At 35.2% G+C, this 20,827-nt stretch carries 17 protein-coding genes; 1 reads left to right on the forward strand and 16 read right to left on the reverse strand.

The features are described 5' to 3' along the window. Positions 1–9: 9 nt before the first annotated feature. The 7 genes from DDF69_RS20235 to DDF69_RS20270 form a co-directional block, all read right to left on the reverse strand. Positions 10–564, reverse strand: coding sequence for a DUF4256 domain-containing protein (locus DDF69_RS20235; RefSeq protein WP_114822364.1), 555 nt, complete (start codon positions 562–564; stop codon positions 10–12). Positions 565–769: 205 nt separating this feature from the next. Next, entirely contained in the window at positions 770–1,168 is a 399-nt protein-coding gene (locus DDF69_RS20240; RefSeq protein ID WP_114822365.1) for a DoxX family protein, read from the reverse strand. A 19-nt stretch (positions 1,169–1,187) separates the two neighbouring features. Continuing rightward, positions 1,188–1,766 carry a YdeI/OmpD-associated family protein gene (locus DDF69_RS20245; RefSeq protein ID WP_114822366.1) on the reverse strand — a complete coding sequence of 193 codons (579 nt, stop codon included), beginning with the start codon at positions 1,764–1,766 and terminating at the stop codon, positions 1,188–1,190. 242 nt (positions 1,767–2,008) lie between these two features. Beyond that, positions 2,009–2,473 (reverse strand): SRPBCC domain-containing protein, encoded by a 465-nt coding sequence (locus DDF69_RS20250; RefSeq protein WP_114822367.1) that lies wholly within the window; start codon positions 2,471–2,473, stop codon positions 2,009–2,011. Between the two features lie 252 nt (positions 2,474–2,725). Beyond that, on the reverse strand, positions 2,726–3,055 hold the full coding sequence (locus DDF69_RS20255; protein WP_114822368.1) for an ArsR/SmtB family transcription factor: 330 nt from the start codon (positions 3,053–3,055) through the stop codon (positions 2,726–2,728). Between the two features lie 149 nt (positions 3,056–3,204). Further along, a complete protein-coding gene (locus tag DDF69_RS20260) occupies positions 3,205–5,319 on the reverse strand; it encodes a carboxy terminal-processing peptidase (protein ID WP_114822369.1) in 2,115 nt (704 codons plus the stop codon). A 1,258-nt stretch (positions 5,320–6,577) separates the two neighbouring features. Further along, the gene (locus DDF69_RS20270) at positions 6,578–7,339 is read right to left on the reverse strand and encodes an O-methyltransferase (protein ID WP_114822371.1); all 762 of its coding nucleotides are present in this window, start codon (positions 7,337–7,339) and stop codon (positions 6,578–6,580) included. Between the two features lie 655 nt (positions 7,340–7,994). Between DDF69_RS20270 and DDF69_RS20280 the strand changes: the two genes are divergently transcribed. Next, positions 7,995–8,777, forward strand: a complete 783-nt coding sequence (locus DDF69_RS20280) for a YdcF family protein (protein WP_114822384.1) — start codon at positions 7,995–7,997, stop codon at positions 8,775–8,777. A 78-nt stretch (positions 8,778–8,855) separates the two neighbouring features. Here DDF69_RS20280 and DDF69_RS20285 read toward each other — a convergent pair whose 3' ends face one another. The 9 genes from DDF69_RS20285 to DDF69_RS20325 form a co-directional block, all read right to left on the reverse strand. Beyond that, positions 8,856–9,725: a DMT family transporter gene (locus tag DDF69_RS20285; protein WP_114822373.1), complete on the reverse strand. Its 870-nt coding sequence runs from the start codon at positions 9,723–9,725 to the stop codon at positions 8,856–8,858. A 198-nt stretch (positions 9,726–9,923) separates the two neighbouring features. Continuing rightward, positions 9,924–10,319: a VOC family protein gene (locus DDF69_RS20290; RefSeq protein WP_114822374.1), complete on the reverse strand. Its 396-nt coding sequence runs from the start codon at positions 10,317–10,319 to the stop codon at positions 9,924–9,926. A 993-nt stretch (positions 10,320–11,312) separates the two neighbouring features. Then, complete coding sequence (locus tag DDF69_RS20295; protein WP_228412061.1) at positions 11,313–12,245, reverse strand: DUF6624 domain-containing protein; 933 nt, start codon at positions 12,243–12,245, stop codon at positions 11,313–11,315. Between the two features lie 268 nt (positions 12,246–12,513). Continuing rightward, on the reverse strand, positions 12,514–13,752 hold the full coding sequence (locus DDF69_RS20300; RefSeq protein WP_114822376.1) for a hypothetical protein: 1,239 nt from the start codon (positions 13,750–13,752) through the stop codon (positions 12,514–12,516). 96 nt (positions 13,753–13,848) lie between these two features. Further along, positions 13,849–14,640 carry a DUF2625 domain-containing protein gene (locus DDF69_RS20305; protein ID WP_228412062.1) on the reverse strand — a complete coding sequence of 264 codons (792 nt, stop codon included), beginning with the start codon at positions 14,638–14,640 and terminating at the stop codon, positions 13,849–13,851. A gap of 10 nt (positions 14,641–14,650) precedes the next feature. Further along, complete coding sequence (locus tag DDF69_RS20310) at positions 14,651–15,643, reverse strand: phosphotransferase (RefSeq protein ID WP_114822377.1); 993 nt, start codon at positions 15,641–15,643, stop codon at positions 14,651–14,653. A 131-nt stretch (positions 15,644–15,774) separates the two neighbouring features. Beyond that, positions 15,775–17,268, reverse strand: a complete 1,494-nt coding sequence (locus DDF69_RS20315) for a BspA family leucine-rich repeat surface protein (RefSeq protein WP_114822378.1) — start codon at positions 17,266–17,268, stop codon at positions 15,775–15,777. A 414-nt stretch (positions 17,269–17,682) separates the two neighbouring features. Then, positions 17,683–18,801 carry a thioredoxin family protein gene (locus DDF69_RS20320; protein WP_114822379.1) on the reverse strand — a complete coding sequence of 373 codons (1,119 nt, stop codon included), beginning with the start codon at positions 18,799–18,801 and terminating at the stop codon, positions 17,683–17,685. A gap of 7 nt (positions 18,802–18,808) precedes the next feature. Then, on the reverse strand, positions 18,809–20,827 hold a 2,019-nt coding region (locus DDF69_RS20325), incomplete at its 5' end, for a protein-disulfide reductase DsbD family protein (protein WP_114822380.1).

Raw genomic sequence — 20,827 nt, forward strand, 5'->3', positions numbered from 1 at the left:
AATTGTCCTTTATACTTTTAATAAACCTCTAAAGCCTCTTGCGGCGTAATAAGAATCTGCACCGTTGTGATAAGTAAATACGGTATTGTATCGTCTGTCACAGAAAATAGCGCCTCCAAGTTCACGGATCTGTGGTGGTGTTTTGATCCAGCTTGAAGTCTTCTGGTCAAATTTTCCCAATTCCTGAAGTTGGCGGTATTCTTCCTCTGTCAAAAGTTTAATGCCCATTTCAGAAACGGTATCAATGACATTGCTTTCCGGTTTGTTGGCTTTTCTGGCCTCCCAGGCAGGATAATCATAGCATAAGCTTCGGCGTTTGGGGCTTTCAGGAGAACAGTCAACGAAGGAATATTCGTCTGTTTTTTTATTATAATCTACCACGTCAGGTTCACCTTCTGTAGTTTCCATTTCGTATAAAGACCGGATCTTTTCGGGATGGGCTTCCAGTTTTTGCTGGATTTTTTCCCATTTCAGATCTTTATGACGGTTCATGTTTTTTTCAAAACGGGCTTTTAGTGTTTTCAAAAGCTCGTTGATTTGTTCCTGGGTTAGTTTATTTTTCATGTCAAATTTTGTTTTGTTGTATTGTTGGATATCGCAAAGGCGCAGGTTTTGTTAATAAGGGAGTGTTTAAGACGCAAAGATTTTATCTTCGATAAAATTTTTACTTTTAAGCTTAAAGCGAAGCTCACCGTAATATTCTTAACAACTTAATACAATCTTAATGTTTCAAAAATAAAGGTTTCAAAGACTTTTAATATTAAAATTATTAATCAGTAATCGTGATTTTTCTTTCTGCTGGTCTGAAATACCAGGAAATAAGAACCAGTACTAATAATAATAGTGCCGGAAAAGTTCGTCCTGCTGTGTCACCAACGATAAGATGGGAAATTACAGCGCCTGACATGACAAAGAAAAAGCCTGCATAAGCCCATTCTTTTAAAAGCAGACCCTTAGGAATTAAGATGGCAATAATGCCCAGAATTTTCCAGACTCCGATGATGGTCATCAGATAAGAAGGGTAGCCGAGATTGGTAAAATTGGCCAGTTCATCTTTGTTTTTCATCAGTTGGACAATGGCTGTTGAAACCATTCCCAAAGCCATCCAAAGGGTGAATAACCAATAGATGATTTTTGTTCTTTTTTGTGATGGTTGTGGTGTGTTCATGATTGTTTTTTTTATGTCATTAGTCGTTTAATCCTATTCCTTCCATGATTTGTGGAATGCATTTTTCAATGCGCGCTTCACGGGTTTTGGACTGTTTGGCAGAAGAAAAGTGGAGTAGATAAGCTCTTTGTCTTCCGGGAGTTAATGCTTTAAAAGCGTCTTGTAATGCAGGATCTTGATTCAGCTTCTCCTGAAACTCTTCAGCCATTTCAAACTCCTTTGTTTTCTTCATTTCCACTTTAGCACCCGATTCTTCTATTTCAACAGCTTGAAACATATAAGAACGAAGAACTTCTTCCAGATCATTAATCTGCGCTACTTCGGTAAAACGAATCTGCCTTGCAGCCTGTACATTTTTAGACTGCTGAATAAGGATATTGTCAGGATCTTTCATCAAAGCTCCTTTAAAGAAGAGAAGCGCACAATATTCTTTAAAACCATGGATCAGGAAAATATTTTTCCCTTCATAAGTATAACAGGGGCAGCCCCATTTTAAATCTTCTACAAGATCAGTACTAAGGGCAATAGCTCTTAACTTTTCAAATTCTTCCTGCCATTGTCCGGCATTTTCGAAGAAAAAATTAACTTTTGGATTCATTGTGTGGTATGTTTGAGGGTTATTTTAGGTCAGAGGGTTTGAGGGTATTAGAGTGGGAGAGTTTCGGGTTTCGGGATGCGAGATTCGGGGTGTTTAGGTTAGAGGGTTTGAGGGTATTAGAGTGGGAGAGTTTTGGGTTTCGGGATGCGAGTTATTCAGGGTAGTTTATAAACCTCGCACCCCGCACCTCGAAACCCGTATCCCGTATTTTTGATTTAATATTTCCTATAACCTATTATCTGCTACCTGCTACCTAATATCTCCTGCAGACGATTATGCGCCATATTGATACCCTGTGCAAAAGGCATTTTCAGGTGCTGATCTCTGAAGTCTACAGATTTATAAATGGTTTGGATCGTGATTTTGCTGGTGGTATCCGTTAATTTTTCAAATTCTAAAAATTCCATCTGAGCCGGAAAAGGAGTGTTTTCCATCTGGAAAGTTCTTATAATTTTCTCATTCTGAACAATGTCATGAATCGTTCCATTGGCACTGAAAACCACATCGCCCTGAGGGTTTGAGGTTTCAAAGCGGTAACATCCATGTTGTTTGTTTTCGAATTGGGTCACTTTCGTTCCCATCCATTGTTCAAACAGTTCAGCTTCTGTATACGCTTTGAAAAGAAGTTCTACAGGAAGGTCAAATTCTCTGATGATGAAGAGTTCCTGTTTTCCGTCTTCTGCCTGGATTTTTGTTTTAAGTTCCATATTTTGGGTTTTTCTTGAGTTTGAGGGTAGTAGAGTATTAGAGTTTGAGGGTTCGGGATGCGAGATCCGGATTATTTTGTGTTAAAGTAGGAGAGTTCAAGGTTTAAGGCTTAAAGTTTAATGTTGTTATCCTTTCACTGCTCATTGACGATTCACTTGCAAAGCAAAATTCACTATTGATATTGATGTTCACAATTTAAACTTTGACATCCATTGTCTCTCATCTATTCGTCTTTCATCTTTTATCTCATATTATTTCTTACTCATGTTTTGGAAGGCCTTCATCACACTTTCCAGCTTGTTGAATTTCTCGTCCCACATGTTGCGGAAGGGTTCTATAAAATCGGCTATTTCTTTCATTTTATTGGGATTTAGGTGATAGATAATTTCTCTGCCGTTTTGTTCAGATCGAAGCAGTTCACATTCTGTAAGGATCTGGAGATGCTTTGAAACAGTGGGTCTTGCCGTAGCAAAATTGGAGGCAATGGCTCCTGCTGTCATCGACTGTGTCGCTACCAATATCAAAATAGATCGTCTTGTAGGATCTGCTATCGCCTGAAATACATCTCTTCTTAAATTCATCGTGTAGTTATTTGACTACAAATATATGTGTAGTTATTTAGCTACGCAAATATTTTGTAATAAATTTTGATTATAATGAAAAAAGCTCAACAATATAAGGGAATACATTGTTGAGCTTTGAATTTTTATAGGAGAACACGAAAGTATGCTTAAGATCTTACTTCCAGATCTTCAACGATATTTATTGCTTCCTGCAGATAGAGGTCTTTTTGCAGATTTTTAATCCATACCTCCGATTTATTTTTGAATGCTGCATCATTTTTCTCTCTTTCAATATCCTTTGGATACATGGTAAATGTAAGACCGCTTTCTAATGTTTTTAATCCTTTGAATTTATCATCCTGAGCTTTTCTCTGCTTCATCAGGTCGCTGTATTTTTGAATGCTCAAAGGCACCGTTTTTTCCTTACCTAGATTTTCTCTCCATTGGGCGTATTCAAGTAAGAGTTTATAATTATCGTTTTTAGCAATTCTCTCTGCACTTACTTTCTGTACAGCCTGAATATTGAAAAAGTTTTGTCTGTTGAAGCTTGTTCCCGGTATTTTATCCCAGGCTAATGCATAGTCATCATATTTTTCACCAATGTCTGCGTAAGAAAAGATATCTTTCATCTGAATATCTGAGCTTACTCCTTTTCTCTGGGTAGACTCTCCGGTGATTCTGTAATATTTCTGAATGGTTAGTTTTATGGAACCAAAATCTTCCTCAGTACTTAAGAACCTGTTCAAATCTACAAATACCTGTACCGTTCCTTTTCCATACGAAACAGGAGAGCCCATGATAACTGCTCTTCCGTAATCCTGCATCACACCGGCTAAAATTTCCGCAGCAGAAGCAGACAATTCATTCTGCAGAATCACCAGCGGACCGTTCCAGATGGGAGCTTCATTTTTATTTTTTAAAGTGGTAATCTTTCCATTTCCGTCTTTCACCTGCACATAAGGGCCTGCCTCCATGAAAAGCCCCATAATATCACCAACTTCCGTTAAAGAACCTCCAGAGTTGCCTCTAAGATCCAACACAATTCCCTGGATATTTTGTTCTTTAAGTTTGATGATTTCTTTTTTAATATCATCAGAAGCATTTCTACCGTCTTTATCTTCAAAATCTGCATTGAACTTAGGTAAATTAATAAGTCCGTATTTTTTATCGGATGCGTTGATAATAATACTTTTAGCAAAGGTATCTTCAATCGATATTTCTTCACGGATGATGGTGACATCCTGAATCGTTCCGTCTTTTTTCTGTACGGTTAAAGTGATTGGTGTTCCTTTTTCTCCTCTGATTAATTTGATGGCTTCGCTGGAAAGCATATCCACAACGTTTACAGGATCAGTATCCGGAGTAGATTTTATTTTTAAGATCTTATCACCTTCAGTCAGCTGCTTGGTCTTCCATGCCGGAGCTCCAATGGATAATGTACCGATATAGAGGTTTCCTTTCTTCTCCTGGATCACTGCGCCTATCCCGATGATTTTTCCTTTGAAGTCCATATCAAAATCTTTCTTTCCCTGCGGCGAATAATAATTGGTATGCGGATCAAAAATATGAGTATAAGCATTGATGTATACGGTAAACCAATCCATTTTTTGTCTTTTCCTGAATCTGATAAATTTTTCTTCCAGAAGATCTTTCACATTTTCTGTCGCTTTTTTTATCTTTTCATCCTGGCTCAGCACTTCAGGCTTACTGGTGTTTTCTTTATTGTTAGAATCTTCCTTCTTCTTTTCTTCGCTTTTCCTGTTCATGGATTCTATTTCCTGCAGAATATTGTATTTCACATATTTCCTCCATTCATTGTACTGCTGCTGCTTGTTGGCAGGTGCATTTTTCAGTTTAGGCTCCAAAGTCAGTATTTCATCCTCTTCCAGATTAATGGGTTTACTGAAGATATCCTTCGTCATTTTATCAATTTCATCAATCCTTTGATACAATTTATCGACTGTCAGTTTATAAAAAGTCAAATCTCCGGTGTTCAGATAATCGTCCAGTTTGGTTTCATATTTACGAAACTCATCCATGTCAGATTGCAGGAAATAGGTTTTTGTAGGATCTATTGATTCAAAATACTGCTTATACACTTCTTTTGAATACGCATCATTAATAGGTTTGGGGCTGTAATGCAGATAAGACAAAATATTCTTTGTATTGACCATGATGATCTGCATCTTTTCTTCTTCATTGAGAGGAGGGCGGAAACCGAACACGAAAAATGTAAGCGGAAGAAGAAGTAATAAACGAACGGTTCTAAAATTTTTCAACATATCTCTGATTGTGCTTTTAATTGAAAACTATGCTTGTTTTATTGCTATTAATTGATGTATTTTCAATTTAATGATTGAAAATAGTATCAAATAAGAGTTTTCAATATGCTTTTATAAAATCATGTGAATGTATGAAAAATATTGATAATAAGGAGTTGGGGAGTGGGATTTTAAGATAAGTTTAAGGTTTGATGAGTTAAGAGGTCATCAACGTCATTATAGATAGTTTTGTAAGATGTGCTATTGCCTTAAATATATCTCTTTTTAAATTCATTAAGTAGTCTTTGACTACAAAAAAATATATTGTTTACCTACGCAAGTATTTTACGTTGAATTATTTATTTTTCAAATGTCTTTAAATATTCTCTTAATATTCTTAATTACTTATCTATTCTTAATGGTTCAAATTCTTTATTCTAATTTTTGTGTTTTTAACGCAAAGTTTTCAAATAAAGGATTTTATATTTTAAGGAGGCTAAGGATGGGCAAGTGAACTTGCCTGATAAAGCGGATGATAGTTTCTCGCAGATTTTGGAGATTACGCAGATGTTTTTAGAATTATAATCTGCGATATCTGCTTGATCTGCGGGAGATTATTTTTTTGAACCATTAAGGAGGACTTAAGGCTTTAATTCAAATAAATTTGAATGAAGGGTTGTATTTCAAGAATGTCTTTAAATATTCTCTTAATATTCTTAATTACTTATCTATTCTTAATGGTTCAAATTTTTTATTTTATTTTTTGTGTTTTTAACGCAAAGTTTTCACATGAAGGTTTTTTATATTTTAAGGAGGCAAAGGATGGGCAAGTGAACTTGCCTGATGAAGCGGATGATAGTTTTCTCGCTGATTTTTTTAGAGTTATAATCTGCGATATCTGCTTGATCTGCGGGAGATTTTATTATTATTGAATTAAACGCAAAGTTTTCAATTGAAGGATTTATACTTTAAGGTGGCTAAGGATGGTCAAGTGAACTTGCCTGATAAAGCGGATGATAGTTTCTCGCAGATTTTGGAGATTACGCAGATCTTTTTTAGAATTATAATCTGTGAGATCTGTTTGATCTGCGGGAGATTACTTTTTTTTAAAACCATTAAGGAAGACTTAAGGCTTTAAGTAAAGTTAAGATTCAAATAAATATGAATGAAGGGTTGTGCTTCAAGCATGTCTTTAGATATTCTCTTAATATTCTTAATTACTTATCTATTCTTAATGGTTTAAGAATTTATCAATGGCTAGTTTTTTATGATATTTTATTTATTTTACAAAAATACCGATATATTTTCCATTATATTCTACAACAGAAGTGTTAATGTTTTTTTTGATACAAAAATCCTGATAAGCAGAATTGTCACCAATATCATCACTAATAAAGACGGCACCAGGCTTCAGTCTTTTATAAATCTGATGGTAAGCCCACATTCTTCCGTGGTAACTTTTATCAGAATCATAGTGGAAAACATCAAAAGAGGAAACCTTTTTAAAAATTTTAGGTAATGATTCTCTGTCTGCAAAACGGAATAGCTGCCAATACTTTTTAAGGTTTTCAGGAACAACATATCCTACATACTGATCACCATCCTGAGCAAGATAAGGCATATCTGAGCTATAGAGTGTACCATTTCTTTGTTGAAGCGAAAGTAATATGGCCAAAGAAGACCATCCATAAGCCACACCTGTTTCCAGAACGTTTTGTGCTTTGGTAAATTCGCAGGCGTAATAAATGAGCTCCAGAGCGCCAGGTCCACCCATTGTAATAGGACATTCTTTTTCTTTTAAGCTGGCCTTTTCCAGGATATCAGCATAGGTAGATCTGAAATGATCTGTATTCATCGAAAAAAGTCTGGAAACGGCTTCTTCTTGGGAAACTGCTATAGAGGCAGCCCAGGCATTTGTTTTTGCTTTTCCTTTGAACGGACTTCTTCTGCTTACCGTATTTTTAATGATTTTTCTGCCCAGTTCAGGATAAAGAGCAGGTCTTTTAAGATAAGCTACAAATGTTTTGAGAACTGTTGACATTTCATTGATTGTATTAAAGTTACAAGACAAATGTATCCTATTCAAAACCATATTGCATTGAGGCAATATTAATTTTAAGACTAAATCTGTTTACGATTTTTTAATACACAGATTCCGGTAATCAATCAGTGAAATATCTTACTTTGATGTAAGGATTATGTTTTAAAGCATTGATTTGCTTTGTTTTAAAGCTAATGATAGTTAGTGAACCTGCCGGGAGAGTCGCTTGCAGATTTTGATGATTAAGCAGATGTTTATACGATAACTTGGGGGATCTGTTTGATTTGCAGAAGAAAATATTGTTGATTTTCGCCCGTTTAAAGGAGAAAACGTTTCTTTATATTGGAGGAAGAGTTTTTGTTTTTTGCTTTACAAAAATGTCTGTCCAAAAATATATGGAGTACAGTCATAAAAACGGTAATTCTATTCTGCTTTTTCACTGGGGTAGGTACTTTGTCTTTTTTGTTAACACACTAAAAAGTGTGTTGTTTGATGGTTGCAAATGTATAAAATAATTGTATAAACGGAAAGAAAAATGAGATGAAATTATCCTGCTCATTTTTAGTGTTCTATGGCTGTGGAAAGCTATACTCAGGAAATTGCCTTATCTTTGAGGTTTCTATGCCTTCCGGTATTAATCAATAGTATTCGAAAAATGAAATTTTTATTAGACCTTTTATTCCGTGTTGTTCAACTTTTTACAGAACCTTATTTCTTAGTATTTCTTGCAGTAGTTATCATTGCTCTGCTCAAAAGAAAAAACAAACGCAAAAATCTGAGATTAGGGATTGGCTTTTTTGCCGTGTTAATAATCATTTTTATAGGAAATGGCTTTCTGGGAAAACTGACTTCCAGGTATCTTCAGAAAAATTATGTGAGTACAATGTTGAGTAAAAATAAAGCTCCTCAAAATCCCGTTATTGTTGTATTGGGTGGTGGCGTTGTAGATTTTGAACACACAGAAAAGCTGCATACCATGTCTTATTCCAGAATGGTAACGGCTTATCAGCTGTATCATGACTATAAGACCAATAATCTGCCTTGTAAAATCCTGATTTCCGGAAAAGGTAGAGGCCACAAAAGTGAAGCAGAATTATTCAGTGAAAATTTTAAAAAGATGGGAGTATCAGATGCTGATATCATTAAAGAAGATAAAAGCATGAATACCTATGAAAATGCAAAATACTCCAGCAAGATCTTACAGCAGATGGCTCCGTCTGATGTATACCTGGTTACTTCCGGTTTTCATATGAAAAGGTCTATGGCTTTGTTTCAGACATTTGGATTAAACCCAGTTCCACAAGCTTCAGATATTATAGATACCGAAATTACTGTATTTCCTAACAGTTATAATGCAGCATTTACTTTTGTGATGCTCAAAGAAGTGCTGGGAATATGGCAGGTGCAGCTGTATAATAGCCTTGGGTTGAATGGATAGTTATTTAAAACTAAGATATAAAAACCGGACACTTAAGTTAGTTTAAGTGTCCGGTTTTGGTTTAAAAAGCTTTGATTTTTATTTTGTTTTCTTAATAGAAATTACCGTCTGCAAAACCACAGAAGCAATAATAAACACCAATCCTATATAAAACGAAAGATTGACTTCTTTACTTTCTCCGAAAAATAAGAACGCCATAATAATAGCATACACGGGCTCCAGATTGTATGTTAAGTTGACGGTAAATGCCGGAATTTTCTTCAAAACCTCTGCGAACATCACATATAAGCCAACGGTACAAAAAAGTGATAAAACGCCCAAATAGACCGTGTTTTTTAAGTCAGGAACTATGCTATCTGACTGAAAATAGAGGAGATATACGGGCAAAAAAGCTCCCCAGCATAAAGTACCGGCAATCATCTGATAATAGTTGATGACCTTGGTATCAAAATGACTCACCAGCCGTTTGTTATAAATTGTATACAAAGCCCCGAATGCGGATGAAAAGACACCTAATATAATCCCAAGCTGATAGGAAGTATCAAAATGAAATATTAAGCTGATTCCTACAATGGTCAGCGTACTCAGAAGTAATTCAGAAAGCTTGAATTTCTCTTTATCAAGAACAGGTTTGAATACGGCTGTGAAAAAACTTGTCAGGCAGTAGCATACCACACCAATGGATATATTGGCATATTTTATACTGGCATAAAAAAGAAGCCAGTGTAACGTAAGCAGTAAGCCGGCTTTTGAAATCTGAATTTTTCCCCGGAAAGGAATATCCGTGGGGATTTTCAAGAGCCTTACAATAAAGAACAAAATAATAGAGGAGAAGAGGAGCCTGTACCAGACCAGCAAACCTTCGTTAAGAGTGATCAATTTCCCGAATACACCTGTAAATCCGGCCAGAATGACGGCCAGATGTAATAATAAATATGATTTTTTCATTAGAGAATGAACTGTAAAATTTTGAATTAATATTTTTTTTAGAATGTGAAGCACGACAAACCCGGTCGTTAATACGTTAACGACATGAGTACGCTTCAAATTAAATTGAAAATATTAAGGTGCCGGAGGAGGCAGACAGTTCGAGCGGTTCATATTGATCTGTTGAATGTCAAATATAGGGAAAAATATTTTGAAAGTCTACATAAAAAATACATTGAACTTGTGTCCATCCGGATCTGCAAATACAAAACCGTAGTAGTTTTCTCCAAAATTCTCAGGCACTGAAACAATGGTTCCACCAGCATTTTTTACATCTTCAGCCCATTCATCCACCTGGTTTTTGCTTTCTGCAGAAAGGGTGAATATAATTTCGTTGGAACTTTGCGGATCTCCAAATTTCATGCTTTTAAGGTTGTTTTCTATGACATTTTTTAAGAAAAAGTGAACAATCAATTCATTTCCAGCCAGAAAAAAACTTACCAGCTCATTGGAACTGTGTGGATTATTGGGTCTGAATCCCAGCTCAGTATAGAATTTCTGTGTACGTTCAAGGTCGGTTACGGCCAGATTGGCCCAGATCATTTTAGGTTTCATATTATTTTATTTTTTGGTCAGGATAAAGGTATTCTGTTTTTAGAGAAGAAAAACTGCCATGTGACAAGATTTTGTATTTCCTTTGATTAATTTAACATAATATAAAGGAGCAAATAATGATTAAAGATCGAGAGGCCGCAAGAGACCCTTGTCAAGGTTCTGAACCTTGACAAGGGTTAATTTTCCCTACAAATTTCTTTTAAACCATTGAGCCATAAATATTTTCCTTTGTTAAAAAGTGAATAGTAACCAAAGTGCAATTACTGGGGTTTTGAAGAAACATCTTTTTTCTGACCATGAATTGCCGTACGGTCAATATTTTTTTTAGATTGGATTTTCACGCCCTTTAAAGAAAACTCAACGGATTATGAAGAGCTGGATAGACTTACAGAGGAATATGAAGTAAAAAAAATCGTACAAGGAAAAGAGATGGATTTTATCTGTATATTTTATTCTTATGGATATCCTGATCATTTTTTTGTGTGTGCAACAGATCCTGATCAGAATAATCCGACAGTCTACAGTACACATCATGAAATGTATTTCAGGAAATTGAAAATGAGGAAAAACTAGAAGTGTTTCTGGATCGTTTATGATCCAGGAATATTTCTTAGAAACCGTTACAGAGTTAATTGGCTGGGAAAATTGCAGAATAAGAGATTCTCAGGCGGTTAATGACTCTATTTCCGAATTATAATAAAAGTCCTATAATTTATATTATGTTAAATTGTATATTATTTGAGTTTCAAAAATTCACAGAACATGTTAGATTTCATTATTTTACACTTTTGATTATTACATCAGATTTTCAAGTATAATAAACTCTATCCCACGTTTTAATCTCTTCTGCAATTGCTTTTCCTAAATCCGGAAGTTTGTTAGTGCCACAATTGATCTCTTACTCTTACAGTCTACAAAATAAAATGCCGGATTAAGGAATCTTTACATTAAGCCTTAATCCGACATTTTTGAAAGCTGTTGCAAGCAGCTTTTTTATTTATTTAATTTTTCTAATTTGGGTAATTCTCTTTTATATTTTTCAGCGTCCCAAACTAAATCCCAATTTTTAACATAATCAGAGATTGGACCTAAGCCAACTTCTGTTCTTCTTTTATCTACATTGTCAGGATCAGTTAAAGGTAAAACATAGTAAGTATTATTGCTTTGATTGATTCCTATCTGACTGCCGTAGATTTGTTTTCTGCCTTCCCGGATTTCTATTCTGTCAATTAACAAAGCTAAAGAACCCGGACTTGCATTTCCTTTTGTTACCGCTTCTTTCATCATCGGCAGATATTTTTTCTGCGTTTCAAGATCTGAATGCTGAATGACAAGAAATAATGCGCTATTGGCTTGTGCACCTACTTTGTCTTTACCCACCCAGCCTTTTTCATCTAATATTTTTTTTATTTTTAGTAAGTTAATGGAGTCTTTCTGATTGGTGATTTTCCAAAGTTCATTCATTTCTTTAGAATTTGGACCGAATTTTTTCTGAGTGTCATTCATTTGCATTCTGTATTTTTGGTCTTCCTCAAGAATTGCCAATAATTCAGCCTGCAGGGGTTTGTCATAATTTGCTTCTATGGCCGCTATTTTTTTCTCTAACTTTTCAACGGTTTTCCCCCACTCTTTTTTTGGATGTAAATTTTCGAGATCAGTATCGGATTTTAGGTGCTTCAGATTGGTCCAGCCTTTTTCTATGGATAGGTTCAGCCATTTAAATGCTTGATTTGTATTTCCTGCTAAAGAAGATGAACATGCACCATTATATAAGTGACTTGGATTTTCGCTTTCGATTTTAAAAGCTTTACCATATACATCCGTAGACATTTTATAATCTTTTGCTCTATATAATTGATCGGCTTCAATTATTAATTTTGAGTATTCCTGAGCATTAATGCTTGTGAATAAAAATAATAACAACAAAGCATAAATAGTGTTTCTCATTTTTTCTGTATTTAATTCTTAAATTTTAGATGGTTACGTCTGTTTTCAGGCTCAGTTTAATTGATATAATTTTTACAAAGCCATTTATGCTACGAATATAAAATTTATTTTGATGACTGGATTGTTAAGAGATCATAAAAAAAATTCATCCTAAGTTTTGGATGAATTGATGAATCTTTTTTTAGATAAAATTTTAGTCTGTTTTAAATTGAAACGTGATCTTAAAAAATGCTTTTACATAAATCTCTTACCTGTTAAACGGATATTCATTAATCCAATGAAAACTCCTCTTGTTTAATGGATAATCTTCCTTTTTCTTTCTTATTGCTTTTATCTTTAAAGAATCACGACCCTTATTTCCTGTAAAAATGATACTATCTTTTTGAATATTGTAATGAAGATAAGCATACAGGTCTTGTTGATCCACTTTGCGAAGCATAAGTGTCTTATTTTCAGTGTCTACAATGCTCTTAAACGCTTTAGTACTGTCATTGTTCAATATTACTTTTGTCCGGCTTGGAGAATTTATCAATATTTTTTTCCAGCCAATGGAATCGTTGCATGGTATTTCCTGGTTGTTTATGATAAATTGATCCACAATATACGCGCCCTCCATCGGAGCGGCCGGAGGTGTATAGAATAGTGCTGATGAAGAGCTCAATATGAAAAAAGCTATTACAAGCCATTTGAATCCAATAACTGTAATACTCTTCCACTTTTTGTTGAATGTTCTTCTTTGAAGACGTAATTGCGATGGCTGATGCAAGATAAAAAAACGATATAAAGCCATTGCATCACCGCTTACAATGAAGAGACAAAGTAATACAATATGACTGGAAAATATTTTAACCGGCACATCATAGAAAAAATTCAACAGAGCTACATTGATCATCACTGTCATGGAAAAAAGCGCACCAAAAGTTTTGGTTCTCCTGAAAAGAAGCAAAAGTCCACCCATAACTTCCAACAATCCGGAAACAAATGTATACCCCGTGGAAGCTCCCATCATAGTCCATACCATACCCATTGGTGACATATCTCCAACTTTTTCTTCCAGTCTGCCAATTGAGTTAGGAGGAAACTGTCCATCATGTAGTTTTGCAAAACCGTACGAAAGCATTATCATAGCTACATAATAACGTACTACTACTACTGTAAACCAATGAAGATCTTTAAATGTCCGCTGTTTTTTATCTGCAAGAAGTATAACGAATGCAGCCACTACTGCTAAGCCAATATTGACAAGCACTACCCAATAATCTAATGTAGTATCGCCGCTACCAGTCATTGTAATATATTCTACCTGGGTTTGCTGAAAAATATTTTTACACAACCACAAGACTCCACTCTTATGTATTCCTGCTAAAGGTGAAAACTGAGAAGTGAAGATAAAAAGATACCCATAAGAAATGACAAACAAATGCAGGAAACGTAGTACAGCATTATATTTTCTTTGATTGGGAGAACTAATCGGTTTTGTATCCATATTTACAATATTTATTTAAGATAAGAAAGCCAGCATTTGATCGTATACATTATGGGATCGTTTTTGATATATTTTGGATGAAATTTAAAAGCTCTATTATTTATTCTCTGTATCAAAGCCAAGCTTCTTTCTAAATTCAAGCATTAGTTTGTAACTTTCTTCAATTGGAACTTCCTTCTTTGATATTTTATTAATATCCTTACCTTGTTCCGTCCATAAGTAAGGGAAAAAGCTAAATACCTGGTCGCCTTTAAGTTTTGATACATCTTTTTTCCAATTTTCCCATCTGTATTCTTTATAAAATTCATCCAGATTTTTATTAAAGCAAAAATTCAGAAATTCGGTGTAAGTAAGGTCAAGAGGTTCATATTTCAAATTATCGGGTGCCAAATAATACACTTTTCCTAAATCGTTTCCAAGTCCACCACCATTAAGCATGAAAATACCACCTATTACATCGTCAGCAATTAATAGATATGGAATTGGCTGTCCATAATCCTCAAATGTTTTTCCTCTATTCCATTCCGGCAATGATCTGCTTACCTTATCACTGCCTGAGCCAAGAATTCTTATCCAGCCATTATCAATCAAAAGTCCTCCTGTCATGTATACAATTGAACCCATTGGAGATCTGGTTGTAACTTGGGTTTTATATAAGGCATCTTTTGCTTTGTTGCTATCCACGGGCAATATTTCCACTTTATTTTTTGCGGTGTCTATCCATTCTTTTACAAGAATCCAACCTGGATCTTTATCGTTTATTAATTCATCAATAGAGCGCATTTTTGTTTGTCCGTAAGTTGTTAATGAGAATAAGGCTGATATAATAATTGTCAAACATCTTATCATGCTGTATAGTTTTGTAAAATGATAATTGATTGTATACATTTTTCTGTCATTATTTTACCTCAATTTTATGATAAGCAATCCATCGCTTGAGATTCCCCACCATTCTTTTTAAATGATCTTCATTCAGGAAAATATTGGTCCAATATTCAAATCTGTCGCACTGAACACTTATATAATAGTTCATAATGGCCAGACATGCGTAAGGTAAAAACTGTTTCTCTTCATGACTAATTTTAGTGACAGTTTCATAGCCTCTTATGAAATGATCTGCTTTTGCCTCATACTCTTCTTGGTGCAAATGGGTTGTAAATAACTGAAATAGAAAGTAAGAGATATCAAAACATAAATAACCGTTCCCGCAAAAATCAAAGTCAAAGAATGTGATTTCTTCTTCGTTATCAATATGTAAATTATCAAACCAAACGTCTAAATGAACCGTTCCATACCTCATTTTCTGTTGGTCTGCATTTTCCAACTTTAGCGTTAAAAAATCAGAAAGGTTTTCTAAAAATTCAATTTCGGTCGTGTTTTTACTATAGAATTTTTTTGTCTTTGCAACAGGGTTCTTTAGCAGGTTTTGAGCATTGTAAGACATTCTCTTCAGTTCGACATTTTCTGTTGATTGTTGAACTTTAGCTAATGCTTTTCCAATCAGAAAGCTTGTTTCGGGTGAAAATTTTGCTGTCTTTATACCTTTAGCATATGAAAATAAAACACCAAATCTTATTCCTTCCGGAGCTTCAATTTCCTGGATAAACTTGTTTGATTGATCTGCTATGGGAAAAGCAACTTGTCGGTCTGCCACTTTCAGATGAGTAAGAAGTCTTAATTCTTCGTGAATTTCTAATTCAGTTCGCCAGTGATGGGTATACACTCTAAAAACGTATTTGTTTTCGCCATCATGAACGATGTATAAATGATTCATTGCAAGCCGAAAGATGCTGCATTCCGTTTTTTCGGTGAGTCCATATTTTTCTTGAATAAGTTGACCAAGTCTATCAGGTGAAAGCGTGCTGTTGATTGTCGGAAACTTCTCTGTCATTTAATTCTCGTTCGTAGCTGGTTATATAGTTTGTGCAATTTCGTTAACATTTTTCGATTTTACAAGTAAAAAGCTCCAAAGTACAATGACTTTGGAGCTAAATTTAACTAGCTAACCTTTCGGCTGACTTGTTATTGCTTGGTGATTTTATGGAAAAAAGTATCACCTTTAAAGATATAGTCTCCTGAAGGATATTCAGTAAGATCGATGGTATTTTTCCCTTTTCTAAACAATATATTTTTAATGAGGTTACCGTTATTGTCATATAAATAAACATTTTCGTCTACTGAGGATTCCACGTTAATCACTCCTGTCGTTGGATTAGGATACGCAGAAGTTTTCGTTTTTGGGTAAACCTCTCTTGTTGACAGAAAACAGCCGGAAATATAGGAATCTCCAATAATATTAAACCCTTTATTGATCAGTTGGGCTCTTGCCAGCATCGCTTGCGGAGTAGAATAAACCAAACCTGTTGCATCTATAGTTCCGGACGTTATTGTGGAATTCGCCCAGGTAGGATTATTATTCAGAGCGATGAGAAAATTGCTGTAATTCGTACACGATATGCCAACATTTTTTAATCCAAAATAGATTGAATTCCCGCTGAAGTTCTGAAGCTTCATATTCCATGAAGAAATATCCTGGTCAAAATGTGAAGCACCTGCAAACATATTAAATCCGGCGAAATAATCAATCTTACTTACATCCCAGTTTCCAATGGGCTGATTGAATGATACTGCATTTTCAAACATGTGCTCAAAATCTGTCACTTTACCTGTATTCCAGTTATCAAGTGGCTGATTAAATGCTGCTGCGTTATAGAATGTATAGCGGAAATTAGTTGCATTTTCTGTATTCCACGAATTTAACGGCTGGTTGAAAGCTGTGGCATCTGCAAACATGGAGGAGAAATCGGTTCCGGATATTGTACTCCAGGCAGAAATATCCTGATTAAAAGAAGATGCAGAGGAAAACATGCTGCTGAAATTGGTTACTTTTGAGGTATCCCAGTTTCCGATATTCTGATTAAACAGCGTTGCTCCGCTGAACATACCGCTCATGTCCGTAATATGGAATGGATTCCAGTAAGAAAATGAAGTATGGCCTGTTAAAGATGAACAGTTAAGGAACATTTGTGATAAACTGGTTACCTGTGTTAAATCAGGAGTATCTGCAGCTGTTATGTTAAGATTGGGACAGTTGGCGAATGCTCTGTCGAATTGCTGAAGCCATGTCGTATTTCCCCACTGGCTGAGTTCTATGAGTTCCTGATTTCCACCCGGAGGCATGATTTCGGTATTGGCCCTGAACCCATAAAATGATCCGTTACCGCTGAATACTTTTAATTCGTAAGTGGCCTGCAGAGGATCCGGATGGAATGATGGCCCAAAATAGATGAGTAGAGGTTCATTGCTGCTAGAGGTTACATAATCAAACATCCCGTTATGCTCAGGATATCCTACTTCTTCCCAGTGAATGGTGTAATCGGTTCCTGTGCCGCCGAACCTTATTGAATGATCGATAATGCCGTTTGCATTGGGTTTCCAGATGGTCGTAAATTCATTCTGCGCATAGGAAATGCAAAATAAAAGGAGAAAAATGATTATTAGTTGTTTTTTACACATAATTTAAAAGGTATTTTAAGGTTAAAATTGGGTTGGCTAAGACAATTAATTTCCCGGGATTCTTTATCTTATCTCTAATGCAAAGGTACTGGCGCACAGCGACAAAACTCGTCGTATTAAAATTTTTTTCCTTCTTTTTCCTTCTTTTTTTTTAATTTTTTCTGATTGATTTTTATATGAATACACCGGATAAAAGCGAACAGAAATAGTTTGCATTCGACGGCTGATTTTGTATAAATAATCCCTCAAAAAAAATCTGCAGCTATTAAGTAATAATAACTGCAGACATGTGATTGATTTATATTGTTTTTTCCACGCCGGCGAAAATACTAATGCCGGAAAGCGAGTGATAAATTGTAACCGAGGATTCTATAGGATATTAATTTCATATCGAATTGATCCCTTTATTTTTCATTATTTTTCAGACATTTTAAGTTGATCAGCTTCTTCTCTCCATTTTTTTGCCTGAACGTCATCTCCAACTTTTTGATACAAACGGGCCAGAGTATCGACATTATAATAGTTTTTATTTTTCCTTACAGATTCTTGTGCCCATAAAATCGCTTTTTCCAAAGAAGATTTTGTATTTACATTTTCAGAAAAATACCATGCTGCTCTGGTAAGGTCTTCATCGCTGGCTGTAGAATATTCTTTATAAGCTTCAAGCATTAATGCTTCGAAAGTCGCAATATCTTTTTGTGACAGAGCGTTATAAGCCTTACATTTCAATAATTCCTTTTGCGCTTCTTCTTTACTTAAAAACTTGCTGGCTTCAGCCAGATAGCTATCATCAGTAAATTTATTTGGATCATGTTGAAAACGATAGAAAAGAGTGTTTGTTTTAATTTTTTTATCTATAGCATTATACTCTTCTTCCGAAATAGCTTTTAGGATAATTGATTTTTTTTCCTGGAAAAAATTATACAGTTGAGATGCTGTACCAATGATATTTGATGTTAATAATTTAACATCAGCTTTATCTATCTGATTTTTAGAACTGAAATACCTTTCAAAAACCTTAAATGCAAAATCTTGATCCGACCTAACAGTTAAATTTATCAGATTTTTCAAAAAGTCCGGGTTATTTTCTCCTTTCTCAAATTTCTCTTTGAGTGTCGAAATATTTTTATTAGGATCCTGTGCATTCTTTCCGACTTGAATAAAACCATTTTCATCGTGTGAGCCTGAATCTCTGAATATTTCTTTACCTGTACTATCAATAAACAGGTATGTTGGATAAGAATCGATCTTATATTTTTTTTTCAGTTGAATTCCCTCTCCTTTTTCCATATCAATTTTTACATTAATAAAATTATCATTATAATAATTTCCTACATTGGAAGATGGAAAAACATTTTTTGCCATTAATTTACATGGTGCACACCATGAAGTGTAGGCATCAATAAAGATAAGTTTATTTTCTTTCTTAGCTTTAGCTTTAGCCAAAGAAAGGCTGGTTTCTTCAAATTTAATTCCCTGAGCATAAAAACATGCTCCAAAAATGATTAACGATAAGATGATTAACTTTTTCATACTTTTTTTATTTAGAATTTTTATTTTTTTTGTAATAATTCACTCCGCATTCCAGGAATTTTTTGAAATCCTCTTTAGACATATATCCTGAAACAGGAGCGTTGATGACTTTTCCGTCCGGAGTGATTAAAGCATAGTGAGGTTGAGAGTTATTATTGAAGTTCACCTGCTGGAATAAACTCCATCTGTCTCCAATTGTATTTACTTTTTTGATTTGTCCGTCTCCAAGGTCGATTTTGGTTTTCTGATCCTCAGGAAGTTCTTCTTTGTCGTCTACATAGAGAGAAGCCAGTACTACATCGTTCTGAAGAATCGATAAGATATCCGGATCGCTCCATACAAATTCCTCCATTTTTCTACAGTTTTCACACCCGTAACCTGTGAAGTCGACCAGGATGGGTTTGTCTTCTTTTTTGGCCCGTTCCACTGCTTTGAAGTAGTCGTGTTCCGGATGCATTCCTAAAATCCCGTCTTTTTCATTATGGAAATAGCTTACGTTCATTGGAGGTAAAATTCCACTTAATAACTGAAGTTTTGGACGGTCTGATGGGATTAACCCTTGAACCAGATAGATCACAAAACCAATTCCCAATACCCCTAATATTTTTCTGGTGACAGAGGTTTTAGGCTTTTCATCATCATGAGGGAATCTGATCAATCCTAATAAATAGATGGCTAATCCTAAGGCGATAATAATCCAGATCGCAATGAAAAGTTCTCTTTTTAAGAAGAATGTTTTGGATACAAGATCTGCTTTAGACAAGAATTTCAATGCTAATGCCAGTTCTACGAATCCTAAAACAACTTTTACCGTATTCATCCATCCTCCGGATTTCGGAAGACTTTGTAATGCCTGCGGGAATAATGCCAGCAATCCAAAAATAATTGCCCATGCCAGCCCGAATCCTGCCAACGCAAAAGTCAACAGCATCGGAACGTTGGATGAACCTGTTACTGCGCTTCCCAGTAAACTTCCTAAAATAGGTCCTGTACATGAGAAAGAAACAATTACCAGGGTCAATGCCATAAAGAAAATACCGATAATTCCTCCTGCCTCTTCTGCTTTGGAAGATTTGTTGGCAATAGAACTTGGTAAAGTAATATCATAATACCCGAAGAAACTTCCGGCAAAGAAGATGAATATGATAAAGAACGCAATATTCAGCCATACACTGGTCGAAATCTCGTTGAAGATATTTCCGGCGATTCCATCAATAATATGGAAAGGAATACTTAGTAAAACGAAGATAAGAAGAATGAAAAACCCATAAATAAGAGCATCCCTTTTCCCTTTTGCTTTGTCCTTACTTCCTTTTGTAAAGAATGAAACGGTAAGTGGAATCATCGGGAAAACGCATGGCGTAAGCAAAGCAATTAATCCTCCGATAAATCCTAAGAATAGATACGTCCAGTAATTTTCATCCACCTTGGTAGAGGCGGTACCACAATCCGTCAATGGTTTTTTGAAATTAATACTTTCAATTTTCAGCTGCTTGGGATCCAGTTTTGAAGTTTCTGTGATCGTAGCTTCTGTTTTTGCAGGATTTTCAGTTACCGTCTCCGTTATTTTTACAGAGTCTTTTGCAGGACCTGCAGTTTCCTCGGTCGTAGCCTCTTCCGTTACTCCTTTTGGCGTAACTTTTTGATTGAATTCTAAAGTATTGGGAGCGAGACAAACTCTGTCGTCACAGGTCTGATACGTAATCTCAGAAGTGACATCTGCGGGTTTTGTCGGATCTTTTAATTTAAATTTCTGCTTAAATCCTGCAGAATTGGAGTAGAAAACAATTGTTCCTCCAAACGCTTCAGAAAATTCTTCATGCTTTTTACCTACTTCGGTAAATTTTCCGATCAACTCGATATTCTTTCCTGTTACTTTATACTCGGTCGGAATTCCGGTATCTTCCGGTAGATCTTTAGAGTAAATGTGCCATCCGCTTTCCATAGTAGCATTCAATACCGCTTCGTATTGATTATTCCCCAGGTCGTTGATGGTGAATTTAAACTTTACAGGATTTTTTATCTG

The sequence above is a fragment of the Chryseobacterium sp. KLBC 52 genome (assembly GCF_003347605.1).
Taxonomy (GTDB): Bacteria; Bacteroidota; Bacteroidia; order Flavobacteriales; family Weeksellaceae; genus Chryseobacterium.

Excerpts from the sequence above, each read along its gene's own strand:
- DDF69_RS20235 (WP_114822364.1), bottom strand. The coding sequence starts at position 564 with ATGAAAAATAAACTAACCCAGGAACAAATCAACGAGCTTTTGAAAACA.
- DDF69_RS20240 (WP_114822365.1), bottom strand. The coding sequence starts at position 1,168 with ATGAACACACCACAACCATCACAAAAAAGAACAAAAATCATCTATTGG.
- DDF69_RS20245 (WP_114822366.1), bottom strand. The coding sequence starts at position 1,766 with ATGAATCCAAAAGTTAATTTTTTCTTCGAAAATGCCGGACAATGGCAG.
- DDF69_RS20250 (WP_114822367.1), bottom strand. The coding sequence starts at position 2,473 with ATGGAACTTAAAACAAAAATCCAGGCAGAAGACGGAAAACAGGAACTC.
- DDF69_RS20255 (WP_114822368.1), bottom strand. The coding sequence starts at position 3,055 with ATGAATTTAAGAAGAGATGTATTTCAGGCGATAGCAGATCCTACAAGA.
- DDF69_RS20260 (WP_114822369.1), bottom strand. The coding sequence starts at position 5,319 with ATGTTGAAAAATTTTAGAACCGTTCGTTTATTACTTCTTCTTCCGCTT.
- DDF69_RS20270 (WP_114822371.1), bottom strand. The coding sequence starts at position 7,339 with ATGTCAACAGTTCTCAAAACATTTGTAGCTTATCTTAAAAGACCTGCT.
- DDF69_RS20280 (WP_114822384.1), top strand. The coding sequence starts at position 7,995 with ATGAAATTTTTATTAGACCTTTTATTCCGTGTTGTTCAACTTTTTACA.
- DDF69_RS20285 (WP_114822373.1), bottom strand. The coding sequence starts at position 9,725 with ATGAAAAAATCATATTTATTATTACATCTGGCCGTCATTCTGGCCGGA.
- DDF69_RS20290 (WP_114822374.1), bottom strand. The coding sequence starts at position 10,319 with ATGAAACCTAAAATGATCTGGGCCAATCTGGCCGTAACCGACCTTGAA.
- DDF69_RS20300 (WP_114822376.1), bottom strand. The coding sequence starts at position 13,752 with ATGGATACAAAACCGATTAGTTCTCCCAATCAAAGAAAATATAATGCT.
- DDF69_RS20305 (WP_228412062.1), bottom strand. The coding sequence starts at position 14,640 with ATGTATACAATCAATTATCATTTTACAAAACTATACAGCATGATAAGA.
- DDF69_RS20310 (WP_114822377.1), bottom strand. The coding sequence starts at position 15,643 with ATGACAGAGAAGTTTCCGACAATCAACAGCACGCTTTCACCTGATAGA.
- DDF69_RS20315 (WP_114822378.1), bottom strand. The coding sequence starts at position 17,268 with ATGTGTAAAAAACAACTAATAATCATTTTTCTCCTTTTATTTTGCATT.
- DDF69_RS20320 (WP_114822379.1), bottom strand. The coding sequence starts at position 18,801 with ATGAAAAAGTTAATCATCTTATCGTTAATCATTTTTGGAGCATGTTTT.